Below are 19,348 nucleotides of genomic sequence, written 5' to 3'. Positions count from 1 at the left end.
AATATTTCACCTTAAGGCATGCAGGCACGATACAAAATCTTGGAGGAGTTGGGCGCAGGGGGGGCCGGCGCCGTGTACAAAGCCTACGATACCCAACTCGACCGGTACGTGGCCATCAAACGCCTGCTGAGCAAGGAGGAATCTGACAAGGGGGACAGCCAGTCCGGCAACATCAAGAAGGAGGCAGCCTCGCTCGCCACGCTCCAGCATCCCAATGTCGTCTCTGTCTTCGACCTTGGGAGTGATGAGCAGGGCTTCTTCATGGTGATGGAGCTCGTGGAGGGAGACACCCTCGCGGACTGGATTGGCGCCGCGGCCATGAGCCTGCCGGATTTCAATGAGCTGGCCACCCAGACGCTGGAGGCGCTCGTCTCCGCACACAGCCAGAGTGTGCTGCACCGCGACCTGAAGCCGGAGAACATCAAGGTCCGCCGCCTGCCCAGCGGACGCCTACAGGTGAAGGTGCTCGACTTCGGCCTTGCCCGCATGTCCTACGGCGCGAAGAAAATGACCGAGGACCAGAAGGGGAACATTCTCGGCTCCATCTACTACATGGCCCCCGAGCAGCTCAATCGGAAGCCCCTGGATGGACGCACGGACCTTTACTCGCTGGGGTGCGTGCTCTACCAGGCGCTGAGCGGTCGCCGCCCCTTTGAGGCGGACACGGTGCGTGGCGTCATGGAGGCCCATTTGCAGCATCTGGTCTATCCCCTCTCGCAAATCGCGCCTAACATTCCCCAACCGGTAAGCGACTGGGTGATGTGGCTGTTCAACCTGGATGCCTCGCACCGCCCAACAAATGCCCAGCAGGCGCTGAACTCCCTACGCGGCCTTGCGGTCGCTGGCTGGCTTTCCGAAGGAGCCGACTCAGTGCAAGTGGCCGTGGCCGTGCCGGATGAGCCCGTCTATCGCGCGCCCGCTCCTGGTGTGCCACGTGTCTCCACAGGGCATATCCCTCCACGCCCCACAGGTTCCGTCTCCCAGCGTATCACCGGTACCGTACCACCACGGAAACCAACTGGCGGGGTGCCTCCACGCCGCCCTACCGGTTCCATTCCCACACCCCTCCCCTCACCCGGACGCCGACCTGCCAAGGTCGAAGAGGATGAAGAGGGCGGCATGAACAAGAAGAAGATGATGATCTACGCGATCGGCGGCGGGCTGCTGGTGGTAGGCGCTCTTGCCTTCATGTTCATGGGTGGGGACAAGCCGAAGCCCAGCGCACCCGGCAGCTCTGGCCCAAGCATCGCCGGTCAAGCCCCTGGCTCGCCCACCAGTCCGGAACCACCTCCGCGCGCAGCAAATTTCATCCAGCCGGGTGTCATTCTGCACTACCGCGCCGGCGAAAAGATGGACGCCTACTCCGAGCCAAATGCCTCTGTGGTGGCCGCGAAGTCTGGAGACAGGGTGCTGACCTGGCATGACCTCTCCGGCGCGGCGGGTGATGGGTCGCTCTCAGCCTTCGGTCGCCAAAAGCAGAACTGCCCCCTCTATCTCCAGGAGACGCTCTCCGGGTTGAAGTTCCGGACCGGACTTCTCCGGTTCGAAGGGACGAGCGGGATGGTGCACACCATGGCACTGAGCAATCCCTCCGCGAAAGAGTACCCGCTCGGGGGCACCCAGAAGGACCCCGGCCTCACGGTGGTGATGCTGGTGCGGCCAAACATCAGCGACAAAGACGTCCGGTGCCTGAATATCCGAAACTCCGAGGACAAGGGCCATCTGAGCGTTCGCGCCTACCCCAACAACGAGTGGAAGCTCGGCATGAAAATCGGCCCCACCATCAAGGAGGCGAAGGTGACCGGACGCCCGGCGAAAATGTTCAACCTGGTGGGCATCAGCTGGAACGCCAACACCAGCAAGATGCTGCTCTCCATCCGCACGGAGGACGGAGGCAAAGGTCGTGCCGAAGCGGACGCTCCCAAGGAGAAAGCGGATATCCTCAATGAAATCCGCATCTCCGAAAGCAACACCTCCCAGCCGGAGAATCTCTTCAAAGGCGATGTGGTGGAGCTCATGGTCTGGCCCTACGCCATGGGTTGGGAAGAACGCAGCGGCCAGGAGTACCGCGTGGTGCAGGAGTATTTCCAGAAGCCCGGCTCAAGGTATTGAGGAAAGCGGCTGAAGCATGGCCCCGTCGCTAGTCTCTTCGAGGGAAGAGCGGCGGGATGCGAATCATTTGGGAATCGTCACGCTCACCCCCGGTAGCGCGGCCCGAAAGCGGGCAATCGCCGCTTCGGTCCAAACTTCCTCTGTCGTTCGCGATGGCTCCCCCAAGATGAGCTCCTTCAGATGGGGGATGCTGGCAAAGGTACGCGCTGATTCCGGGGTGATGCTCATCGGCACACGTTCCATGGTGATCGTACGCAGCGTGGGATGCCCTGCGAGTGGCGCCAGAGCGGCATCCGTGAGTTCCTCGCTGCCTATTCCCAGGGTGTGCAACCGGGGCAGGGTACGCAAGGCCTCGCACAAGGAGCGCCAGGACGACTCCGGTGGCGTGGGAGGACTGCCCCACCCTCCCCAGTCCAGCACCTCTACCGACTGCAGACCGCGGCACCTGCGGATCACATCCCCAAGCCGCTCATCGAAATTCTTCGGATCATAGATCCCAAGATTCCGAAGCCGGCCAGCCCTGAAGGGAGTCGTGATCCGATAATAGTAGAGTTCACGTTGATTGGAACTCGCGTGCGTCCATTCACCGTACCACTCAACAGACTTTTGGATGACCTCATCGAGGACCTTCGGCACGGATTCATAGCTCGTATCATTCAGCGTGATTTCTACATTGCGCGCTATGGCATTCTGGATGGCTGCTGCCAGATAGATCTCACGGATGAACGGTGCCAGACCGGCAACGCACGCAACCACCACGGCGAGCACCACCCAGCGAGCTTTTAGTTTTCTCGATCTGGCAGACATATCGCAGAAAGGCCCAACCCAGGGTTATAGGCAAGTCAGACACGGATGACGTGAGGGACTTGGCATGTTGCACAAAAGCCGCCGAACGCGCCCTTATTGCAGTCGCAGATCCTCTTCCTTTTCTTCTTTCTTTTCCTTCGCCCCCCGCTGCTCCTCACGCGTGGCTTCCGCTTTGCGATACCACTGGAGAGCTTCTGCATTGTCCGCGGGCACCCCCCTGCCATTCTTGTACGCGTCTCCCACAGCGTACTGTGCATCCACCATGCCCTGGTCCGCCGCCATGCGGAACCACTTCAGCGCTTCCTCGTGGTTTTCCTGCACACCATCTCCGTTCTGGTACGCCTTGCCGATGGAGAATTGCGCGTTCGCGTTGCCGCGCTCTGCCGCGTGTTTCTGGCTTTCAAACGCCATCTTGCGAACACGTTCCATGGGGCCGCCAGAGCCAGGCTTCTTTCCCCAAGGGTCCTGACCAAGATCTGAATTGGCCACCCAGTAGATGCCGTAACCCACGCCGCCGACGCAGGCGATCGCAAGCAAGAAGCGCCCGATTCTCTGCCAGATGGTGAGTTGAGCGGTTCCTGCAGGCACATGCGCCGCCTCGGAAACACGGCTGGCCGCGGATGAAGCAGCGGCTTCCTCAACATCCATGGCCTTCGAGCCCGAACTGGGCGCCACGGGACGTGTGGGAAAATGCCGTGTGGTATCCGTGTTCGGCGAGCCCTCTTTCTCGGCAGGGTGATAACGATCACCCAACGCTGGTACCAGAGCGTGATCGCCAGCGGGGTGTTCCTCAGCCTCGACTTCTGCAGCCGTCTTGCCTTTTCCATTCGCTGGTGCAGGAGGATGTGGCCGCGCAATGGGGGCTTGAGCGTGATTCCCGGGATGTGCTGCCGCAGCCGCGGATGCTGCCACCACCAGCGCGGCGGGCGCGTGGTGGGAGGCCCGGGCCGCAGCGGAAGTCTCCTCTGCCATGGCGGCAGGGATGCGATGCCCTTGCTGCGCAGAAGTCTCGACAGCAACCGCTGGCGTGCTGCCGGCTGGAGACTCCGGAGCAGCGATCCCAAGAGACGCCACCGCTGTCGGAGGCAGGGCGACCGATGTCTCCTGTTGCTCAACAGGCAGGGAAACGGGTTCCGGAGACCGGGGGGTGGCCGACTCTGGCGCTTTGGGTTCCGCTGCGGCTTCAGGTGCTTCCGCCTTTTCAGCGTCTGGGGCGGATGCAGGCGCTGCGGTTGGTGCTGCCGATTCCGAGAGCACCACAGTCGCCTCCGCTTTCGCCGGTGCGGGCGGCTCGGGCGCGGAAGCAGGAGGCGCAGCCGTCACCTCAGGTGCGGCGTGAGTGGGTGCTTCAGGAACTTCTGTTTCTGACCCACTCGACGGCACGACAGGCTCGGGAACCATCTCCGGCACCGCAGGCGTAGGTAGCGCCTCCGTTGCTCTCGCCTCCACCTCTGGCGCAGGTGCGATCGGTTCAGGTACTACTGCAGGCTCTGCGAGAATCGGGACTGGAGCGGGCGAAACCGTGGGAGCCTTTGCCTCCAGCTCCACCACGGGCGCGGGCAGTACAGGCTCGATCTCTGGCGCCACGGGAACCGCGGCGACATCAGACATGGGCGCAGCAATCGGGACGGAGGCTTCCGCCTTTACCGGTTGCTCAACCGATTCCGGGGCCGTCAAAGGCACAATCACCGGTGCCGCCGGTGGCGGCGGAACGGGTGGGCTTGTTGGGACTGGCGCGACAAGAGACGGCAGCGGTACCGGCACCGTGGCAACGGGCATGGAAGGCTGCACGGTCGCTCCACGCAACCGTGGGGAAATGATGACCTTGGGGGGGCGCACCTTGGTGATCGCGGAGTCGGTGCGGGGCTGCAAGGGCGAGCCCGAGCCAGAAGAGCCAGGCGACTCCATTGGCGCCGTCGCCCGTCCACGAAGCTCCACCTTGGGCGCTTCCGTGATCCCTTTCAGTGGGACAATGTCATGGAGGAACGGATTTGCCGCGGGAGCCGGAGGAATGAGCGGTGGCTCCTGGGATGGCACAGAAGCGCTCTCATCGGGCTCCTGTTCCTCCAGTCGCAACGATGCAGGCACGGCCGTGGCTGAATTCCGGGCAAAGGTAAGCCCGCTCTCTTCGCCAGGCAGCGGCTCCGGACCTACAGGAGTCTGGGACTCAACCAGCGGCGCACGCACCGGCTCAGGCGCCGAGCGCACTGGCGAGGCGGGCGTGGGACCGTACGCCTGCTTTAGGGCCTCCTCGACAAACACATTGGGCGTGGCCTCCTTCTCCGCTTCACACAGGGTAAGAAGCAAATCGTACGCCTCGTGAATGAGTGAGGTCTGCTCCAGAGCCTTCGTAAGCTTGGCGCGGTCACTCATGAACTGCGCTGGAAACCAGGTGACCAGGGCGTTTTTGTGCGCGGATTTGAGCTCCACTTCGGTAAATGGAGCCTCGAGTTCAAGGATGTTCTGGGCTTCCTTTGCCGTCATGAGGGAGTCTCGAATGCTGATAAGGGAATGACCTTGGGAGATTTGCGCATGGTACCGCAGTTGTCGAGCAACGCTCCCGCCTTTTCGTGGCGAAACTGCAGGCAGCCGCCGCGATGCCTCGGCGATTGAAACACAACGGGCAGCGCAGGAATCGCGCCAGCCCCGAGTTCACTGCCCACCGGCGGGTGACAAGGCGGGCTTTGTCTCAGCTTGCGCCCTGACCTGCGCTTGCGCTGGAACACTTCCGTCACCCTGGCCTTCAGGGGGTGTTGCTCCACCTTGCGCGGCGATGGCATTTTGCTGCGGACGGGCACCGGGCAGCAGGGAGAGCCTCCAAGCGGGTTTGTCGATATCCCGAAGTTGGTGCATTTCGCAGGCACGCAGCTTTTCCTCCATCGCGGAGCGATCGCTGCCTTCATACAGGGCATGGATGATCGCGATGGCGACCATATTTCCCTCGTCGTAGCCCTGCACGGCATTCTCCCACGGGGTGTAGCTGGTGAGCCGGGTGGAGAGGATGACCCCGGTGTCGTGGGACTTCTTTGCAAAGCACCCGGCAAACCAATCGCGGAAATGCTCGTCCGAGAGGCAGCCGGTCCACGAGACGAGCTTCGGGGTGGACTCCCTCTTTCGCAGGTAGGGTCCCAGCGCCTGCATGCCGGGGCGGTTCTTCTTGTAATAGGAGAAGTCCGTCGCAGACACTCCACCGGCGGCGGGTCGCGTCTCGGGCGGGTAGGTATCCGGCCCTCCTCCGCTACGGGAGTGGCCCACGTAGATCATCACCTCCGACTCAGCGCATGCTTTCTTGGTAAAATCCATGGCCTCGCCACTGCGCAGGAGTTGCTCCTTGTAGCCGATGCCAATGTTCTTGGTACCACTCTTGGAAAGGGCGCTCCACATGAGAGCCACGCGCAACATCTGCCCCTTCTTCGTCTGCCCACTGAGAATGCGCAGGTTCGGAGCTTCCACAGGCACCCCGAGCGCCTTCGCCGCAGCTTCGCTCGGCGCATGCTCCTGGAATCCCAGTTCCTTCAGCGAATTCATGAACCGCTCGGCACGAATGGGGTCATTGGCCTCGCGGGCGTCCTTCGTATCATCATACCCGAACGTCACCCGGATATCCGCAATGCCATCATCCGCAAAGATGGACCGGACGAGCTTGTCGAACCCAGCGTCCTTCTCCCGGGCCGCGGTGATTTTGGCCAGTTCCTCTGGTGGGACAGCGCTCGCTTCTTTCGCGGAAGCAGTCCCCACAGATGACGCCCCCTGCCCCTTCACGACATCACATCCCAATATCAAGAGCGCGCAGCAAAGACCGGTGACCCGGGGAGGCACGCAAGAAGACAGGATGCTGTGGGTGGACGACAGCATGGGAGGTTCAACCGCCATTGTACATGATTCGCGCGAGGGCGCCAGCGGGAGAGGAAAATGCCTGCAGGCGGCCATTTTCGGAGCCTGCAGGCACAGCCTAGATCTTCACACTCACCTGCGGCTTGTTGGTGCCCAGCTGAACCGAATTTGAAGAGGACGCATGAGAGGAGCCCAGCCCCAAGCTGTCTCTCACCGACTGGCGGGGTCCCTGCCCGATGCCGCTCAGATCATACTGCCCACCCGGTGAAGGTGACACTGAGGTGAAGACTTCGCCCGGCTTGTTGTCGAGACGCTTCTCCACCCGGTCGGAAAAAGCCAGCTCCTTGTCCCGATGGGACTGCACATTGCGGCGGGCATCTTCGAGATCTGCTCTTACATCGTTGAGCCCATTCTCCGTCTTCTGGACATGAATGCGCAGTTCCGCCGTCAGCGCGTCCCTCGCGTTCTGGAATTCCCCTCGTTCGAGTCGTGCGCTCGCGTTTTTGATCCGCTTGATGCTGACATCCAGTTCGTCGTTGGAGAGCTCGTGGTTGAGCATCTTGGCCACCACGGCTGGTTTGTCCTTGATCAGGGCTCGCAAGTCCGTGTCATTTGCGGGAAGTCCCGGCACGCGGGACACCATGTCATTCAACTCGCTGAGGAGCCGTTCGCCCAGGACCACATCCTCCTGCAGGCTTCCCACCTGCCGTTCCAGGCGTGCATGAGCGCTTTGCATGTCGTTCACGGATACACGCATCAATTCGTCGGCCTTGGTCACCGCGGTTTTTCCTGTGCTGAGAGTCTCCTGGGGCACCATCACGCACATGTTCACCTGGGCCTTGTCGAGCCCCTCCTTCTCCAGTTGGTCGCGAAGGGACACCTCCATCGAGCCCATGTGTGCCGCTCCCATATTGATGGCCACCAGGCAGCCGCCCTTTTTACCGGCCATGTCCTTCATGATGGCCGCAGCTTTTTGCCCCATCCCCTGCACACGCTCATATTCCATGTCTTCCAACGAGCCGCCATGGATGTGATTGCTCCCGCCGGTGAGTCGTTGACGTTTGTCCGCGTCAGAGACGGGATCGAGCCCGCGAATGGTTGCCTTGTCCTTCGCCCAGATGAGAAGACGGGCCTCCTCCATGCGTGCCGCTCCTTTTCCCTTGTTCACATCCTCCCGGGTGTGCGCCTCATGGCTGCTGAAGAGCAACTCTGCGGCCGTATTCTTTTGCTTCTCCTGCAGGGAAGCTTTTGGGCTGAAGTAATCGTAGACGGAGTCGTTCCAATTGACCTCGTTCACACAATTCGCCCGGAATCCCTCCTTGGTGGGAGTCTCACCCCGGGCGATGGCTTCATCACAATACTTTTGCACCAGGGATTCGTTATAGAATCTGGTGAGTGTTTCCGGCTTTCGCACGTCCACATCCGAATGCTCAATGCCGATGACGAGCTCCTTTCCCTCGCGCTTGAGGGCTTCATGCATGGCCTCAACTTTCTCGCGAACCGCCTTCATGGCTGCTTCATCCGTGTGATATTGGCCAAAGGCCACAACGCTGACATTCTCTCCGGGCATGGTGGGGGATCAATGGTTGGGGGTTCCGCGTTCCATCTATGATTCGATGCCACCGTTGAGCGCAGTGGCAGCTTGTCGCAAGCATTGCGTCCTGCACCGTTATTCAAATTGTATCCGCCGCGATGCAACCACGGAGGGAACCGATGGGCCCACCTCTGCTCACGCCCTTGAAACGACGACGCCGTCTTGTACGGAATGGAATCCTTCCGGTCATTGATGCACGGACTCACTCGCTCACCGGAAACCGGCTGAAGAGCACACACCAGTTCCATGCTGGATAAGGTTGCCCGGCCCGCGTGCCGTAGCCACTATCGCCAAAGACCTGAGAGGGGCTTGATCCACGGGTGTCCGAGTCACGGAGATTCCCATACGTGAAGGGACGCTGGGCTACGACAGTCTGGCCTGCATTGAAGGCGACACCGTTTCTCAGTTCGCGCACCTCGAATTGGAGGAACGTGTCACCGTTCTCGAAGATAACCTTGCGGATGGGCACGCGTGTATTCGCGCGACCGGTGGCCGTATTGGATACATAGAAGGCGCCCTCATCGGTGAGCGGCTTGAGCTTTTTGGAGAGATCACCTTCGAGAATCATCTCCATGGTGGGCTGGCCTTCGACCACAGGTCCGTTTCGGAAGGCGGCGATGGCGCCGAGTTCACCGGCATTGGGATGGCCGTAGTTGATGACATATTTTTCACCGGCGGGCAGAGGGCTGGCAAAATGAAGTCGGATGCTTGTAGGAGGAGAAGCGAAGCCGGGCTGAAGGACAAAGGGAGGACCCAGTTCGACAGCGGTAAGCGGCTGCGCCACTCCCTTCTCATCGCGCACCTGAAATCCGTAGAGGGATGCATAACCACCGCTCATGGCATTCTCCTGCCGTGGAAGGAACGTTTCATCCAGCACCAGGGGTGGAACAGGAACAACAAAGTCCAGGAGAATGCTGCTGCGCGTAGCGTCCAATTGCGCTTTGTTCGGCCGCAGCGGCTTCCAAAGGCCAGATAAGGTGTGCGAGAGCACCTTCCCCATCTGCGCACCGAGCCAGCGTTCCGCATCGGCAGAGAGATGAATGGGGTCTCCGTAGATACCGCCGGTGCGTCGGCTGTTAATGGCACTCGGCATGGCATAGTGTGGGCCCACCATGATGATATTCAGATCCTTGTCCGACGCCATGAGCTGGGCTTCACCGGCGGGCCCGAGTGTCTGGTAGGTGAGCATGTAAATCTGACCAGTCTGTCCCGTGATGCTTCGCAAATCATCCGACCACTGCTTGCGATAAGCGATGAGTTGGTCGCGATACCACTCCAGTCCCTGTGCCCGTGGCAATTCCTCATCCCAACGTGTGGGTTTGATGCCCCCCGTGGGTCCACCGTTGGCTTCCCCCTGCATCCAGCAGAGCGCCCTGATGGAGAACTTCTCCCCCATGGCTGCGGCTTGTTTGACCGCACGCCGTGCATCATCCAGGCTCGTCTTGTAGTAGCCGCCGCCGTGCTGGCGATTCTCCGGCGTGCGTGGGTCCGTGGAAAGGTCTGCTTTGGCGAGTTCCTGGATTTGTCGTCCTCCCTGCCCTGCGTAGGAGACCAGGAAATGCGGCGCTGAATTTCGTGTAATAGGCGGGAATCCGCGACCATGGATGCTACTCTCAACGATCAGCAGCTCCTTCAGCGTATCCGCCATGCCATTGGCAATCGTCTCTCCAAGACCACCTTCCACGGTGGCTTTCAGCGGGACGAAGGCGAATTGTTCGTCAGGGCGCTTCTCCGGCGTCGCCGCATTGTCACCGTATTTCCACGTGCGCACGCCGCGGGCGAAGCTGTAGTTCCCCCAGCCTGTGTCCTTGGTGGTGACCAGCGGCAGCGACTCCGCGCCTTCGCAGAGGGATTGTCCCATCATCCACAGGCCCTGAATGGTCGCGTGCGGCTTCGCCTGGTCCGTGCGTGGCGGTGTGGGACTCTGGGCGTGGACGGATGTACACGCAGCAATCGTGATGATGGCGAGTGCAAGGAAGCAGTGCAGCGCGAGTCGCATGGGGATATGTCGGCCATCTTGATACGCAGTCAAAGGCACCCGCCTTCAGCAGGTCTTTTTCTGTTATCGACATCTCGCACCCCGGGATGGAGACTCAATCCGTCACGACATTAACAGACCCCGAGGAGTACCAAGTATGCCCGACCGCGTCGTAGAATTCCAGTCCTCCGCATTCCCCAAGTATCCCAACGAGAATGAGGATCTGGTGAATGACAACTGCTGGGGCAAGCGCCTCGCGGAGTACGTGAATGAGCACCTGCCGGAGCATGGCGTGCCCACCAATGGCATCCTGTGTGAGGACTGGGGCTGGCTGGTCTACCTCGAGAATGCCGACTTCTCCATGTTCATTGGCTGTGGTGTGATGGATGAAGGTGATGAAGATGACCAGGACGGTGAAGCGTCAGACGACGATCCCAGCAAGTATGCGATGCCACCCTCCGCACAACCCAGGCTACCGAAGGGGGTGAATGAGTTCATCATGTTCGTCAACGCCGAGCCCGGATTCCTCAAGAGACTCTTCCGCAAGGTAAATACCGCACCCGCCGTGGAGCGCGCCGAGCAAGCCCTCAAAGACATGATGGCCGCAGCACCCGGGATGTTTCAGAGCGTGAAGTGGAGGGACACTTCGCCGAAGTAGTGGCTGGACGAGCAGGCGCTGCACGTCACTTACCATCCACCAGATCACGAATCGCCTCTTCCAGCCTGGTGACATTCACCGGCTTCACCAGATGCTGGGAGAATCCCGCCTCTCGACTCTTGCGGATGTCCTCCGCCATGCCGTAGCCGCTCATGGCAATGCCCGGTATCGGACGAATCGCGTGAATCTGCCGCATCAACTCGAACCCGGACTGATCCGGCAGACCGAGGTCACTGATAACCAGATCAAAATGCTGCTCCCCCACCAATGCCAGCGCATCAGCCACGGTATGCGCCAGCGTGACGGTGAATCCCATGCGGCGCAGGTGGGTGCCAAGCACACGGGCAGTATCCGCGTGATCCTCCACCACCAGGAGGTGCAACGACACCGGCCGCCCGGGCTGCTGAGCAGAAGGTGAATGGGAAGCTGGTGCCCGGACTTCTGTCTCCAGAGGCAGCGTGACCGTAAAGCATGCGCCAGTCCCTTTGCCATCACTCTCTGCGGCGATGGTGCCGTGATGCATGTCCACGAGCGCCTTCGTGATGGCAAGACCGAGGCCCAAGCCTCCGAACTGGCGGGTGATGCGGATGTCACCCTGCTCAAACGCATTGAAGATCTGAGGCAGCAGTTCCTGATCAATGCCCATGCCCGAGTCCTGCACCTGAATGCGCAGGTGACCATCCAGGCGCTCCGTACGGATATTGATGGTCCCACCTTCCGGGGTAAATTTCACCGCGTTGTTGAGTAAATTCCAAAGCACCTGCTGCAGCCTCGCGGAGTCCGCTCGCACCGTACCCGGTTCATCTGCAAAATCACAACGCACCTGGATGGAGCGTTCCGTGATCTGTGCGGTGCACATCGCACACACCTGACGGATGGAGTCATTCACATCCACGGATTCCAGATTCAGATTCAGCTTCCCGCTTGTGATGCGGCTGATATCCAGCAGGTCATCGATAATCTTGGCCTCCAGTTCCACATTGCGGCGAATCATCGCAATGTCCGCCTTGAATGCCGCAGGCAGTTCGGCGTCATGCTCCATGGTATCCGCCGCCAGCAACACCGGCGTGAGCGGCGTACGCAGCTCATGGCTCAATACCGCGAGGAAGAGGTCCTTCGATCGATTCGCTGACTCTGCCGCCGCCGCGGACTCACGGAGGCGCGCCTCTGCCACCTTGCTCGCAGTGATGTCCTGCGCCACGCCGAGCATGCCCGCGAGAGAACCATCCAGGTGGAACACGCAGCGTCCTTTTGCAGCGACCCAACGATAGCCTCCTTGGGGAAGTCTGACGCGGTATTCGATATCATAGTCACAACCGGTCTCCACGGAACGTTGCGCAGAGGACTTGGCCAGCTCCCGGTCATCCGGGTGCAGGAGACCGCGCAGCACGGAGCGGGAGGGATAGGTTCCCGCGTTGAGTCCATAGATCTCGCCCGTGCGCTCGGAAATGGTCATGGCATCCGTCTGCGCATCCCAGTTCCACGTACCCAGCTGGGCGGCCCCGAGGGCGACGCCAAGCTGCTGCGCGTTCTTCTCCATGGCCTCCGTGGTCTTCAGGCGATCCAGCGCAATCGCCGCGTACTGGGTGATGAGCCGCAGGAACTCAATCTCTTCTTCATCAAATGCAGGACGCGTGTGACTGGCGAAGGAGAGCGTGCCCAGCAGCCGCCCACCGACCATGAGTGGATGGCACGCATACGCCTGGATGCCGAGCCCGCGCACAAGATCAGCCTTGGGATCTGTCGAATGCTGGATGTCCGTGGCAATGATAGGCTGACGAAGCAGCGCCACCGTGCCGCAGATGGCGGTGCCCAGCGGTAGTGTCTGGATGGAGTCCTGCACCTCTTGGGACACACCCCTGCAGGAGTGCAGCACGAGGTGATCACCCGACTCTGCAAGCATGAAGTTGAAGTAGGTATCGACGTCCAGATTCTTCGCCACCTTGGGGAAGAGGTCACGCACCACCGTCTGGGAGTCCGCCGCGCCAATCAGCTGGGCGAGCAACTCCGAGAGCAGCTGCATGCGCTCGCTGCGACGCCGCAACTGCTCCGCCGCCTGCTTGCGCTCGGTGATATCACGCACATGCAGCGCAAGCATCTCGCGAGATGGGTAGGCGCGCACCTCCAACCACATGCGCGCGGCCTCGTACTCGAACTCCAGCACTCCGGGCACCTGTGTCGCTGAAACATGCTGGAGGAACTTGCCAAGCTCAGTCTCCTCCAGCTTGGGAAACTGCTCCCAGAGCACATGGCCGAGCAGGCTCGCAATGCCCCGGCGACCGCGTGGCACAAGGGCCATGAAGCCGCGGTTTACATACGTGAAGCGCCAGGCCTGATCCAGCACCGCGAAGGGCTCGCTGATACTCTGGAAGATGTTGTGCAGCCGGAGCTCACTTTCCTTCTGCTCCTGCAAGAGGGTGCGCACCTGGTACTGGCGCGACCGCGCGCGCATCGCGACCTCCACGGTGCTGATGAGTGTCTCTGGATGAAACGGTCTCTCCAGCAGGGACACATTCCCACCCAGGCCAAGATTCGCCATGCGTCGCAGCCGCCACTGCACAGCCTCGCCGCGACCACCGACAATGATCACCGGCAGATCCGACCAGGACGGCTGCTGATGGAGCACCTCTAGAAACGTCGGCACCGTCATGGTACCGAGAGCCTCCTCTGCCAGCACGACGGCGGAGCATCCTCGCGCGATCTGCACGCCCACCTCTACCATGGATGTGCACACCATCACCTCGTGACCAGCGCCCGTCAGGAGCTTCGCGGCCGTGCGGCCATCACTGCCTGTGGGAGCACACAACAGGATGCGGCGCTCCACCTCAGGGTATTGATCCAGCACCGCATCCGCATCCCGGCCTACCGTGGAATCATGAGATTGACCATCATGGCCGGGCAGGGAGATCATAGCTCGTGCTTCATGATGGTAGGAGGCTTGGAATGATCGTTACCATCTCCATTGCCGTTTGTCTGTGGGGAAAGAATATTGGGAATACCCGTAAGCACCCCCTGCATGCGAGTAAGCGGTGATCCTACCACAATGCCGCCCGGGCCCACCTTGATTTCACGGATGGTGCGCTCGTGGTTGCCACTGCGCTTCTTGATGACGGAGATGGCCTGCTTCACCGCACCCAATTCTTCAAAGAAGCGGAGCAACACCACGGTGTCTGCGAGATAGGTGAGATCGACCGTTGTCTTCATGGCACCCACCAGCCCCTGCTGGGCCAGCACCATGATCGTGACTACCCCGAGCTGGTTCAGGTACGTCAGCATCTCATGCAGTTGCAGATTGAGGAAGCGCTCCTGCGAGAGGGCGTTGAGGTAGCCATTGATGCTATCCAGCACGAGCACGCGGATGTCGTCCTTTTCCACCGCGTCCCGGATCATGCTGGCCAGTTCCCCTGGCACAATCTCCGCAGGATTCACCTGCGCGAATCGGATCATACCCGAGTCGATGTGCGGCTTCAGCTCCATGCCGAGCTGACCGGCACGATTCAGCAGGGTGCCGAGCGTCTCATCCAGGATGAAGCCCAGGCTCTTCTCCCCGCGCTCCGCTGCTGCCAGCATGAATTTCAGCGCCAAGGTGGACTTCCCAGTCCCAGGCGGACCCATGAACATATTGCTGGTACCACGGTCCAGACCACCACCAAAGAGCGCATCCAGTTGTCTGATGCCACTCGCCACCGCTTCGCGGTCGAAGGGCTGATGGTGCTCAGCAGCCACCAGTCTTGGGAAGACCTCCATGCCACCCGTGTGCAGCAGGAAATCATGATTTCCCTCGCGATACTTGGAGCCGCGAATCTTCTGCACATTCAGGCTGCGCCGCGCCACGCCATACTCAGGCGAGGTGCGGTAGAGGTGGATCACCCCGTGGGCGATGCTCTCGATGTGCAAATCATGCCTCTCCTCCGTACGATCATCCAGGAAGAGGACCGTGGTGTTCCGCCCCTGGAAGGTCTGCTTCATCTCCAGGATCTGCCGACGATAGCGCAGTGGCGTTTCCGAAAGCATGCGCATCTCCGAGAGTGAGTCAAACACCATGCGGGCAGGATTTACCCGGTTCATCTCGGAAATGATCCGGCTGGTCATGCGATTGAGTTCCACCTCGGAGGGATGAAAGAAGGTATTCGTTGCCTCCTCGTCGCTATGCTCGCGGATTACATTCAGGTCCATCACATGCAGGCCAGAAAGGTCCCAGCCGTGGGAAGCCGCCACTTCCTCAAGCTCCTGGCGCGTCTCGGAAAGGGTGATGTACAGGCCGGACTCGCCACGGCGCAATCCTTCCAAGAGGTATTGGAGGCCCAGCGTTGTCTTTCCGACCCCGGGGTCACCCTTGATCAGGTACATGCGATTTGGCGGGAAACCACCGTTGAGGATGTCATCCAACCCGGCCACGCCGGTGGCGCTGCGTTTGCGGGGGGCACCAGACGGGGTGGGAGCTACCGTGGGAGTCACTGATTTCGCAGTCATGGCTACTGAGGGTGTTATTCTATGATGGAGATGTGTCGGACTGAATCACTGGCGGTTGATTGGTGCAGCGAGTAGCAAGCTCGCGGCTCTATCTAAGAAACGGGATGCACGGAAAGGGCGGACTCATAGGCACGGTTTTTTTCGATTCAGAATGGTCGGTCGTAACCGGATTGGATGTATGACCCTGAGATTTTTGTGAGGGACGCGGTCAGGCGGGGCATTTCGCAAATGGTTGCTTGAGCCGCCCTTCCCACCGACTACATCCTCCAGACGTATTCATTCTTTCCTCCCCACGCATGCGCATCCCTCCCTTCCTCGCTGCCCTGGCTGCCGGTTTCATACTGGTCTTCGCCTATCCCGGGTGGAATCACGGCTGGCTGGTGTGGCTGTGGATGCTGCCCCTGCTCTACGCCCTCTGGGGATGGGACAACAAGGAGCCTGCCGCACCCGCAGCGCCCGCGAATGGCAAGCCGCCGAAACGCCGCAGCCCAGCCTGGCGCGGCTTCCGTCTCGCCTACCTCGCTGGGCTCGCCTTCTTCATCCCGAACCTGAACTGGGTGCGCCACTCCTCCCGCGTCATCAGCGGTGCGAGTGACAACTCGTGGGCAGGCTTGGGACCGGAGCTCATGGGCATGGGCGCGGTGGTGGGGCTTTCGATCTACATCTCCCTCTACTGGGGCCTCTGGGGTGCCTTTGCCGCGACCATCGGGCGGCCCCGCATCAGCCCGGAAGGAAACACGACCCCGGGTGACTCTGGAAAACTCTTCAGCGTCTCGCTGGAATCCCTGCGAGCCGCCTTCCTCTGCGCGGCGGCCTGGGTCGCGTGCGAGTGGCTGCGCGGCATCGTCTTCACCGGATTCGGCTGGAACGGACTTGGCATTGCTCTCTGGAAGACGAAGCTCCTCATCCAGGGCGCAGAATTCGTGGGCGTGACCGGCCTCTCCTTCATGCCTGTCTTTGTGGTCTGCATCTTTTGGAACACCCAACTGCGCTTCCGCCAGGAGGTGCGTACCTCCCGCGTGCGTCCGCATGCCGACTTCTTCTGCGCGGTGGCCCTCGTGCTGCTGAATGCCGGCTACGGCATGCAGCACCTCATGGAGCAGCCGAAGACGGATGTCATCCCGCTGAAGGTCGCCCTCGTGCAGGGAAACATCGGCCAGCAAGAGAAGTGGGACGGCCGCCGGTATGAAGACGTGGGCGACAGCATCTACAATCTGTATGGCAAGCTTACGGTGCAGGCGGTGATGGGTAATCCCGACGAGAAGCCGCAACTCGTGATCTGGCCGGAGAGCGCCCTCCCCTTCCCCTTCCACGATCCGAATCACGTCGACTTCCTGAACGACATCCTCGGCATCGCCGACTACTCGCTGCTCACCGGGGCGGACATCCTCATCCCCATGCAGCCGAACTACACCGGCGCCTCGCTCATGCGGGGGAACTTCAACAACCACCAACTGCATCGCAAGGTCCACCTCGTGCCCTTCGGCGAGTACCTGCCGCTGCGGAACTTCCCCGGCATGGATGCGCTGCTGGGCGGCGTGATCATGGGCGACTTCCAAAGTGGCCCCTCCACCGAGCCGCTGAAGCTGGAAGAGCCCGCCGGCGTGCAACTCATGCCGCTCATCTGCTTTGAGGATACCGTGGGCCGTCTCGCGCGGAAGTTTGTGCGCGAAGCCCCGCAGCTCCTCGTGAACCTCACGAATGATGGATGGTTCCTCCACAGCGAGGAAAATGAGCAGCACCTCGCCAATGCCGTCTTCCGCTGCATCGAACTGCGCCGCCCCATGGTGCGCGCGTGTAATACCGGCATCACCTGCTTCCTCGATGACAAAGGCCGCATCCCGAACGGCGGCCTGATGTGGAATGAAAAGGACGGCTACTTCTACAAGGGCATCCTGAAGCAAACGGTGAACCTGGAGAAGAGTCCCCCCATGACCGTGTATGCACGGTTTGGGGATGTGTTCTCCATCGCCATGCTGGTGATCATGGGCGTGGCGATCCTCGTGGCGGTGGTGAGGAAAAGAAGGTAGTCCGCCGAGCCTCGGCGGTCAGGAGTTCAAGTCCCACCAGAGCGAGAACGCGCACACGGTGCCAAAGATGCGCGAGCCCAAGGAGCGGCGACTTTGGTCGCCGACTTCTCGCACTCGCAGCGCGAGTGCTGCTTCCACGGCGGCTAGAGCCGCCGCTCCTTGGAGGGCTGGCGCCCTCATCCAAAGAATGTTCTGAATCCGATGACCACCCACGAGAGCATCGAGACGAGCTGCATTGTCGCCAGAAAAGATGCCACCAACGCCCCATTCATGCATGTGCAAGGCATGGTGCTCAACCATGCCAGGGGAATCACAACGCCTGCTACCACGCCTCCGGCCCGTGACCAGAAAAAAGCCACGACCCAAGGCGTCAAGAACGCCAGCACCCACAAGGCCACAAAGAGCCTGTACGAGATGCTGAAAGCTTTTGCCCATCGTTCACCGCACGACCCTAGCACGCTCACCCCATCCCCTTCAAGCACGCTTCCAGCCGGCCCAAGTTCTGCTCATTCGCGTCCGTGATGAACGCTCGTAGATTCTCCGCCTCCTCCACCGTGGCGAAGGTCATGCGCCACGTGAGCCGGGTATTTGCATCCGCGCCGCCGTCCGCGGGCACGTTTTCATACGTCATCACCATCTCGAACCAATGCACCGGGTCCTCGTGATGGAAGACGATGCGACTCGGCGCCTCCACCTCCACGAACCTGCTCACATTGGGAAACGCCGCGCCCGTCGGCGCATGCATGGTGAAGCGCCACATCCCACCGGGACGGAAGTCGAATTCGTCAAACGTGTTCGTGAAGCCATTCGGCCCCCACCATTGCGCGAGGATTTCCGGATTTTGAAACGCTCCGAAGACCTGGGCGCGCGGATACGGCAGGACGCGGGAGTTGATGATGGTGGGAGAGGCGGGAGAAGTGCTCATGAACAGATGCAAGTTTAGGGAGGAGGGGGTGATCGGAGTCTTTCCCATGTTATCGAATGGCAGGAACCGAGATCGACAAGGGCCTCGAAAATTTACAAAGATGCGCGTAACAGATGACCGGCGCGACAAGCCCACTCCCGGCATCGCAACGGGCCCAAGGAACGGGAACGCCTCGTTCCCGCACGACTGAGGTAGATGCATGAGCGATTGACGCATGCACCGCAACGTCACCGGAGTGTCCGCGAGTGGACCACGGCGTTGCATGCATCGCCCGGTGCGTCAAACACGTCAGGGGTTCGGGAACGAGGCGTTCCCGCTCCTTGAGCTGGCGCATGTGTTTGCGTCCATGAATTCAAACTACCGATTCACCCCACTCACGTTGATTCCACGCCCTGACCCAGTATCTTGCCATGATGCAGGCGCATGCTCCTCAAGTCCTTTGGGTACCTCAGGAAGTATTCTGGGACCATTTTGACCATACGGGTGTGTCCATCGATTACATGGGCTGGTGCTATTTCCATTCCACGCAGGAGGAATTGCAGAAGCGTGTTGGAACCATGCCGCCCAATAGTGATGTTTCAGGCGAAGATGATCCGCCAGGTCCCGTGTCACGATGGTATGGCAGCCTGGGAGATATCCCCATCCTTCTGGACCTCCAGCATGCCAACCCCCGGGGTCCTGCTGTGGTGATTCATCATGGCAATCAGCCACACGCTCGCGCGCTTGTGCGTGAAGTTTTCAAATCTTGGGGGCAGGACTGGCAGGAATCGCGAGAATAACCGGGCGTCCAGGACACGTAGCACCGGCTATACGTATTATCTCCACGACACCACGCTTCATGAGACACGGCGAATTTGGAATGCTGGAGCTTGCTCCAGCTTTCGGGAGCAGAGCTTGCTCTGCGTCTACCCATCCTTGATATGCAAACCCTCGAAGA

Annotated in this window: 13 protein-coding genes; 4 read left to right on the top strand and 9 right to left on the bottom strand. The window is 60.7% G+C overall.

What is annotated here, in order from left to right; genetic code table 11:
* Window positions 1-18 precede the first annotated feature (18 nt).
* Window positions 19-2,112, top strand: a complete 2,094-nt coding sequence (locus DES53_RS14770) for a serine/threonine protein kinase (protein ID WP_113959029.1) — start codon at window positions 19-21, stop codon at window positions 2,110-2,112.
* 63 nt (window positions 2,113-2,175) lie between these two features.
* Here the strand turns inward: DES53_RS14770 and DES53_RS14765 are convergent, their stop codons facing one another.
* The 5 genes from DES53_RS14765 to DES53_RS14745 all read right to left on the bottom strand — a co-directional run bounded on the left by DES53_RS14765 (window position 2,176) and on the right by DES53_RS14745 (window position 10,346).
* Window positions 2,176-2,919 carry a hypothetical protein gene (locus DES53_RS14765; protein ID WP_147263416.1) on the bottom strand — a complete coding sequence of 248 codons (744 nt, stop codon included), beginning with the start codon at window positions 2,917-2,919 and terminating at the stop codon, window positions 2,176-2,178.
* A 93-nt stretch (window positions 2,920-3,012) separates the two neighbouring features.
* On the bottom strand, window positions 3,013-5,403 hold the full coding sequence (locus DES53_RS14760; protein ID WP_113959027.1) for a tetratricopeptide repeat protein: 2,391 nt from the start codon (window positions 5,401-5,403) through the stop codon (window positions 3,013-3,015).
* A gap of 168 nt (window positions 5,404-5,571) precedes the next feature.
* Window positions 5,572-6,774 (bottom strand): hypothetical protein, encoded by a 1,203-nt coding sequence (locus DES53_RS14755; protein WP_147263415.1) that lies wholly within the window; start codon window positions 6,772-6,774, stop codon window positions 5,572-5,574.
* A gap of 97 nt (window positions 6,775-6,871) precedes the next feature.
* Entirely contained in the window at window positions 6,872-8,323 is a 1,452-nt protein-coding gene (locus DES53_RS14750; RefSeq protein ID WP_113959025.1) for a hypothetical protein, read from the bottom strand.
* A gap of 226 nt (window positions 8,324-8,549) precedes the next feature.
* Window positions 8,550-10,346, bottom strand: a complete 1,797-nt coding sequence (locus DES53_RS14745) for a phosphate ABC transporter substrate-binding protein (RefSeq protein WP_245958175.1) — start codon at window positions 10,344-10,346, stop codon at window positions 8,550-8,552.
* Between the two features lie 136 nt (window positions 10,347-10,482).
* Between DES53_RS14745 and DES53_RS14740 the strand changes: the two genes are divergently transcribed.
* Window positions 10,483-10,983, top strand: a complete 501-nt coding sequence (locus DES53_RS14740; RefSeq protein ID WP_113959024.1) for a hypothetical protein — start codon at window positions 10,483-10,485, stop codon at window positions 10,981-10,983.
* A gap of 25 nt (window positions 10,984-11,008) precedes the next feature.
* On the opposite strand, the gene DES53_RS14735 is transcribed toward DES53_RS14740, so the two are convergent.
* Window positions 11,009-13,894 (bottom strand): ATP-binding protein, encoded by a 2,886-nt coding sequence (locus tag DES53_RS14735; RefSeq protein ID WP_113959023.1) that lies wholly within the window; start codon window positions 13,892-13,894, stop codon window positions 11,009-11,011.
* The gene (locus tag DES53_RS14730; protein ID WP_113959022.1) at window positions 13,891-15,456 is read right to left on the bottom strand and encodes an ATPase domain-containing protein; all 1,566 of its coding nucleotides are present in this window, start codon (window positions 15,454-15,456) and stop codon (window positions 13,891-13,893) included. The genes DES53_RS14735 and DES53_RS14730 overlap by 4 nt, the downstream gene beginning before the upstream one ends.
* Window positions 15,457-15,752: 296 nt before the next feature.
* Here DES53_RS14730 and lnt point away from each other — a divergent pair, with 296 nt between their 5' ends.
* Entirely contained in the window at window positions 15,753-17,486 is a 1,734-nt protein-coding gene (lnt, locus tag DES53_RS14725) for an apolipoprotein N-acyltransferase (RefSeq protein ID WP_113959021.1), read from the top strand.
* A gap of 18 nt (window positions 17,487-17,504) precedes the next feature.
* On the opposite strand, the gene DES53_RS33020 is transcribed toward lnt, so the two are convergent.
* Both DES53_RS33020 and DES53_RS14715 read right to left on the bottom strand, forming a co-directional pair.
* Entirely contained in the window at window positions 17,505-17,786 is a 282-nt protein-coding gene (locus tag DES53_RS33020) for a hypothetical protein (RefSeq protein ID WP_113959020.1), read from the bottom strand.
* Between the two features lie 160 nt (window positions 17,787-17,946).
* Window positions 17,947-18,411 (bottom strand): SRPBCC family protein, encoded by a 465-nt coding sequence (locus DES53_RS14715; protein WP_113959092.1) that lies wholly within the window; start codon window positions 18,409-18,411, stop codon window positions 17,947-17,949.
* A 410-nt stretch (window positions 18,412-18,821) separates the two neighbouring features.
* On the opposite strand from DES53_RS14715, the gene DES53_RS33515 reads away from it, so the two are divergent.
* A complete protein-coding gene (locus tag DES53_RS33515) occupies window positions 18,822-19,190 on the top strand; it encodes a hypothetical protein (RefSeq protein WP_113959019.1) in 369 nt (122 codons plus the stop codon).
* The last annotated feature ends 158 nt before the right edge of the window (window positions 19,191-19,348 follow it).

Source organism: Roseimicrobium gellanilyticum (genome assembly GCF_003315205.1).
GTDB lineage: Bacteria > Verrucomicrobiota > Verrucomicrobiia > Verrucomicrobiales > Verrucomicrobiaceae > Roseimicrobium > Roseimicrobium gellanilyticum.
Note: the sequence above shows the minus strand (reverse complement) of the source record. Positions and strands in the feature narration are given on the sequence as shown.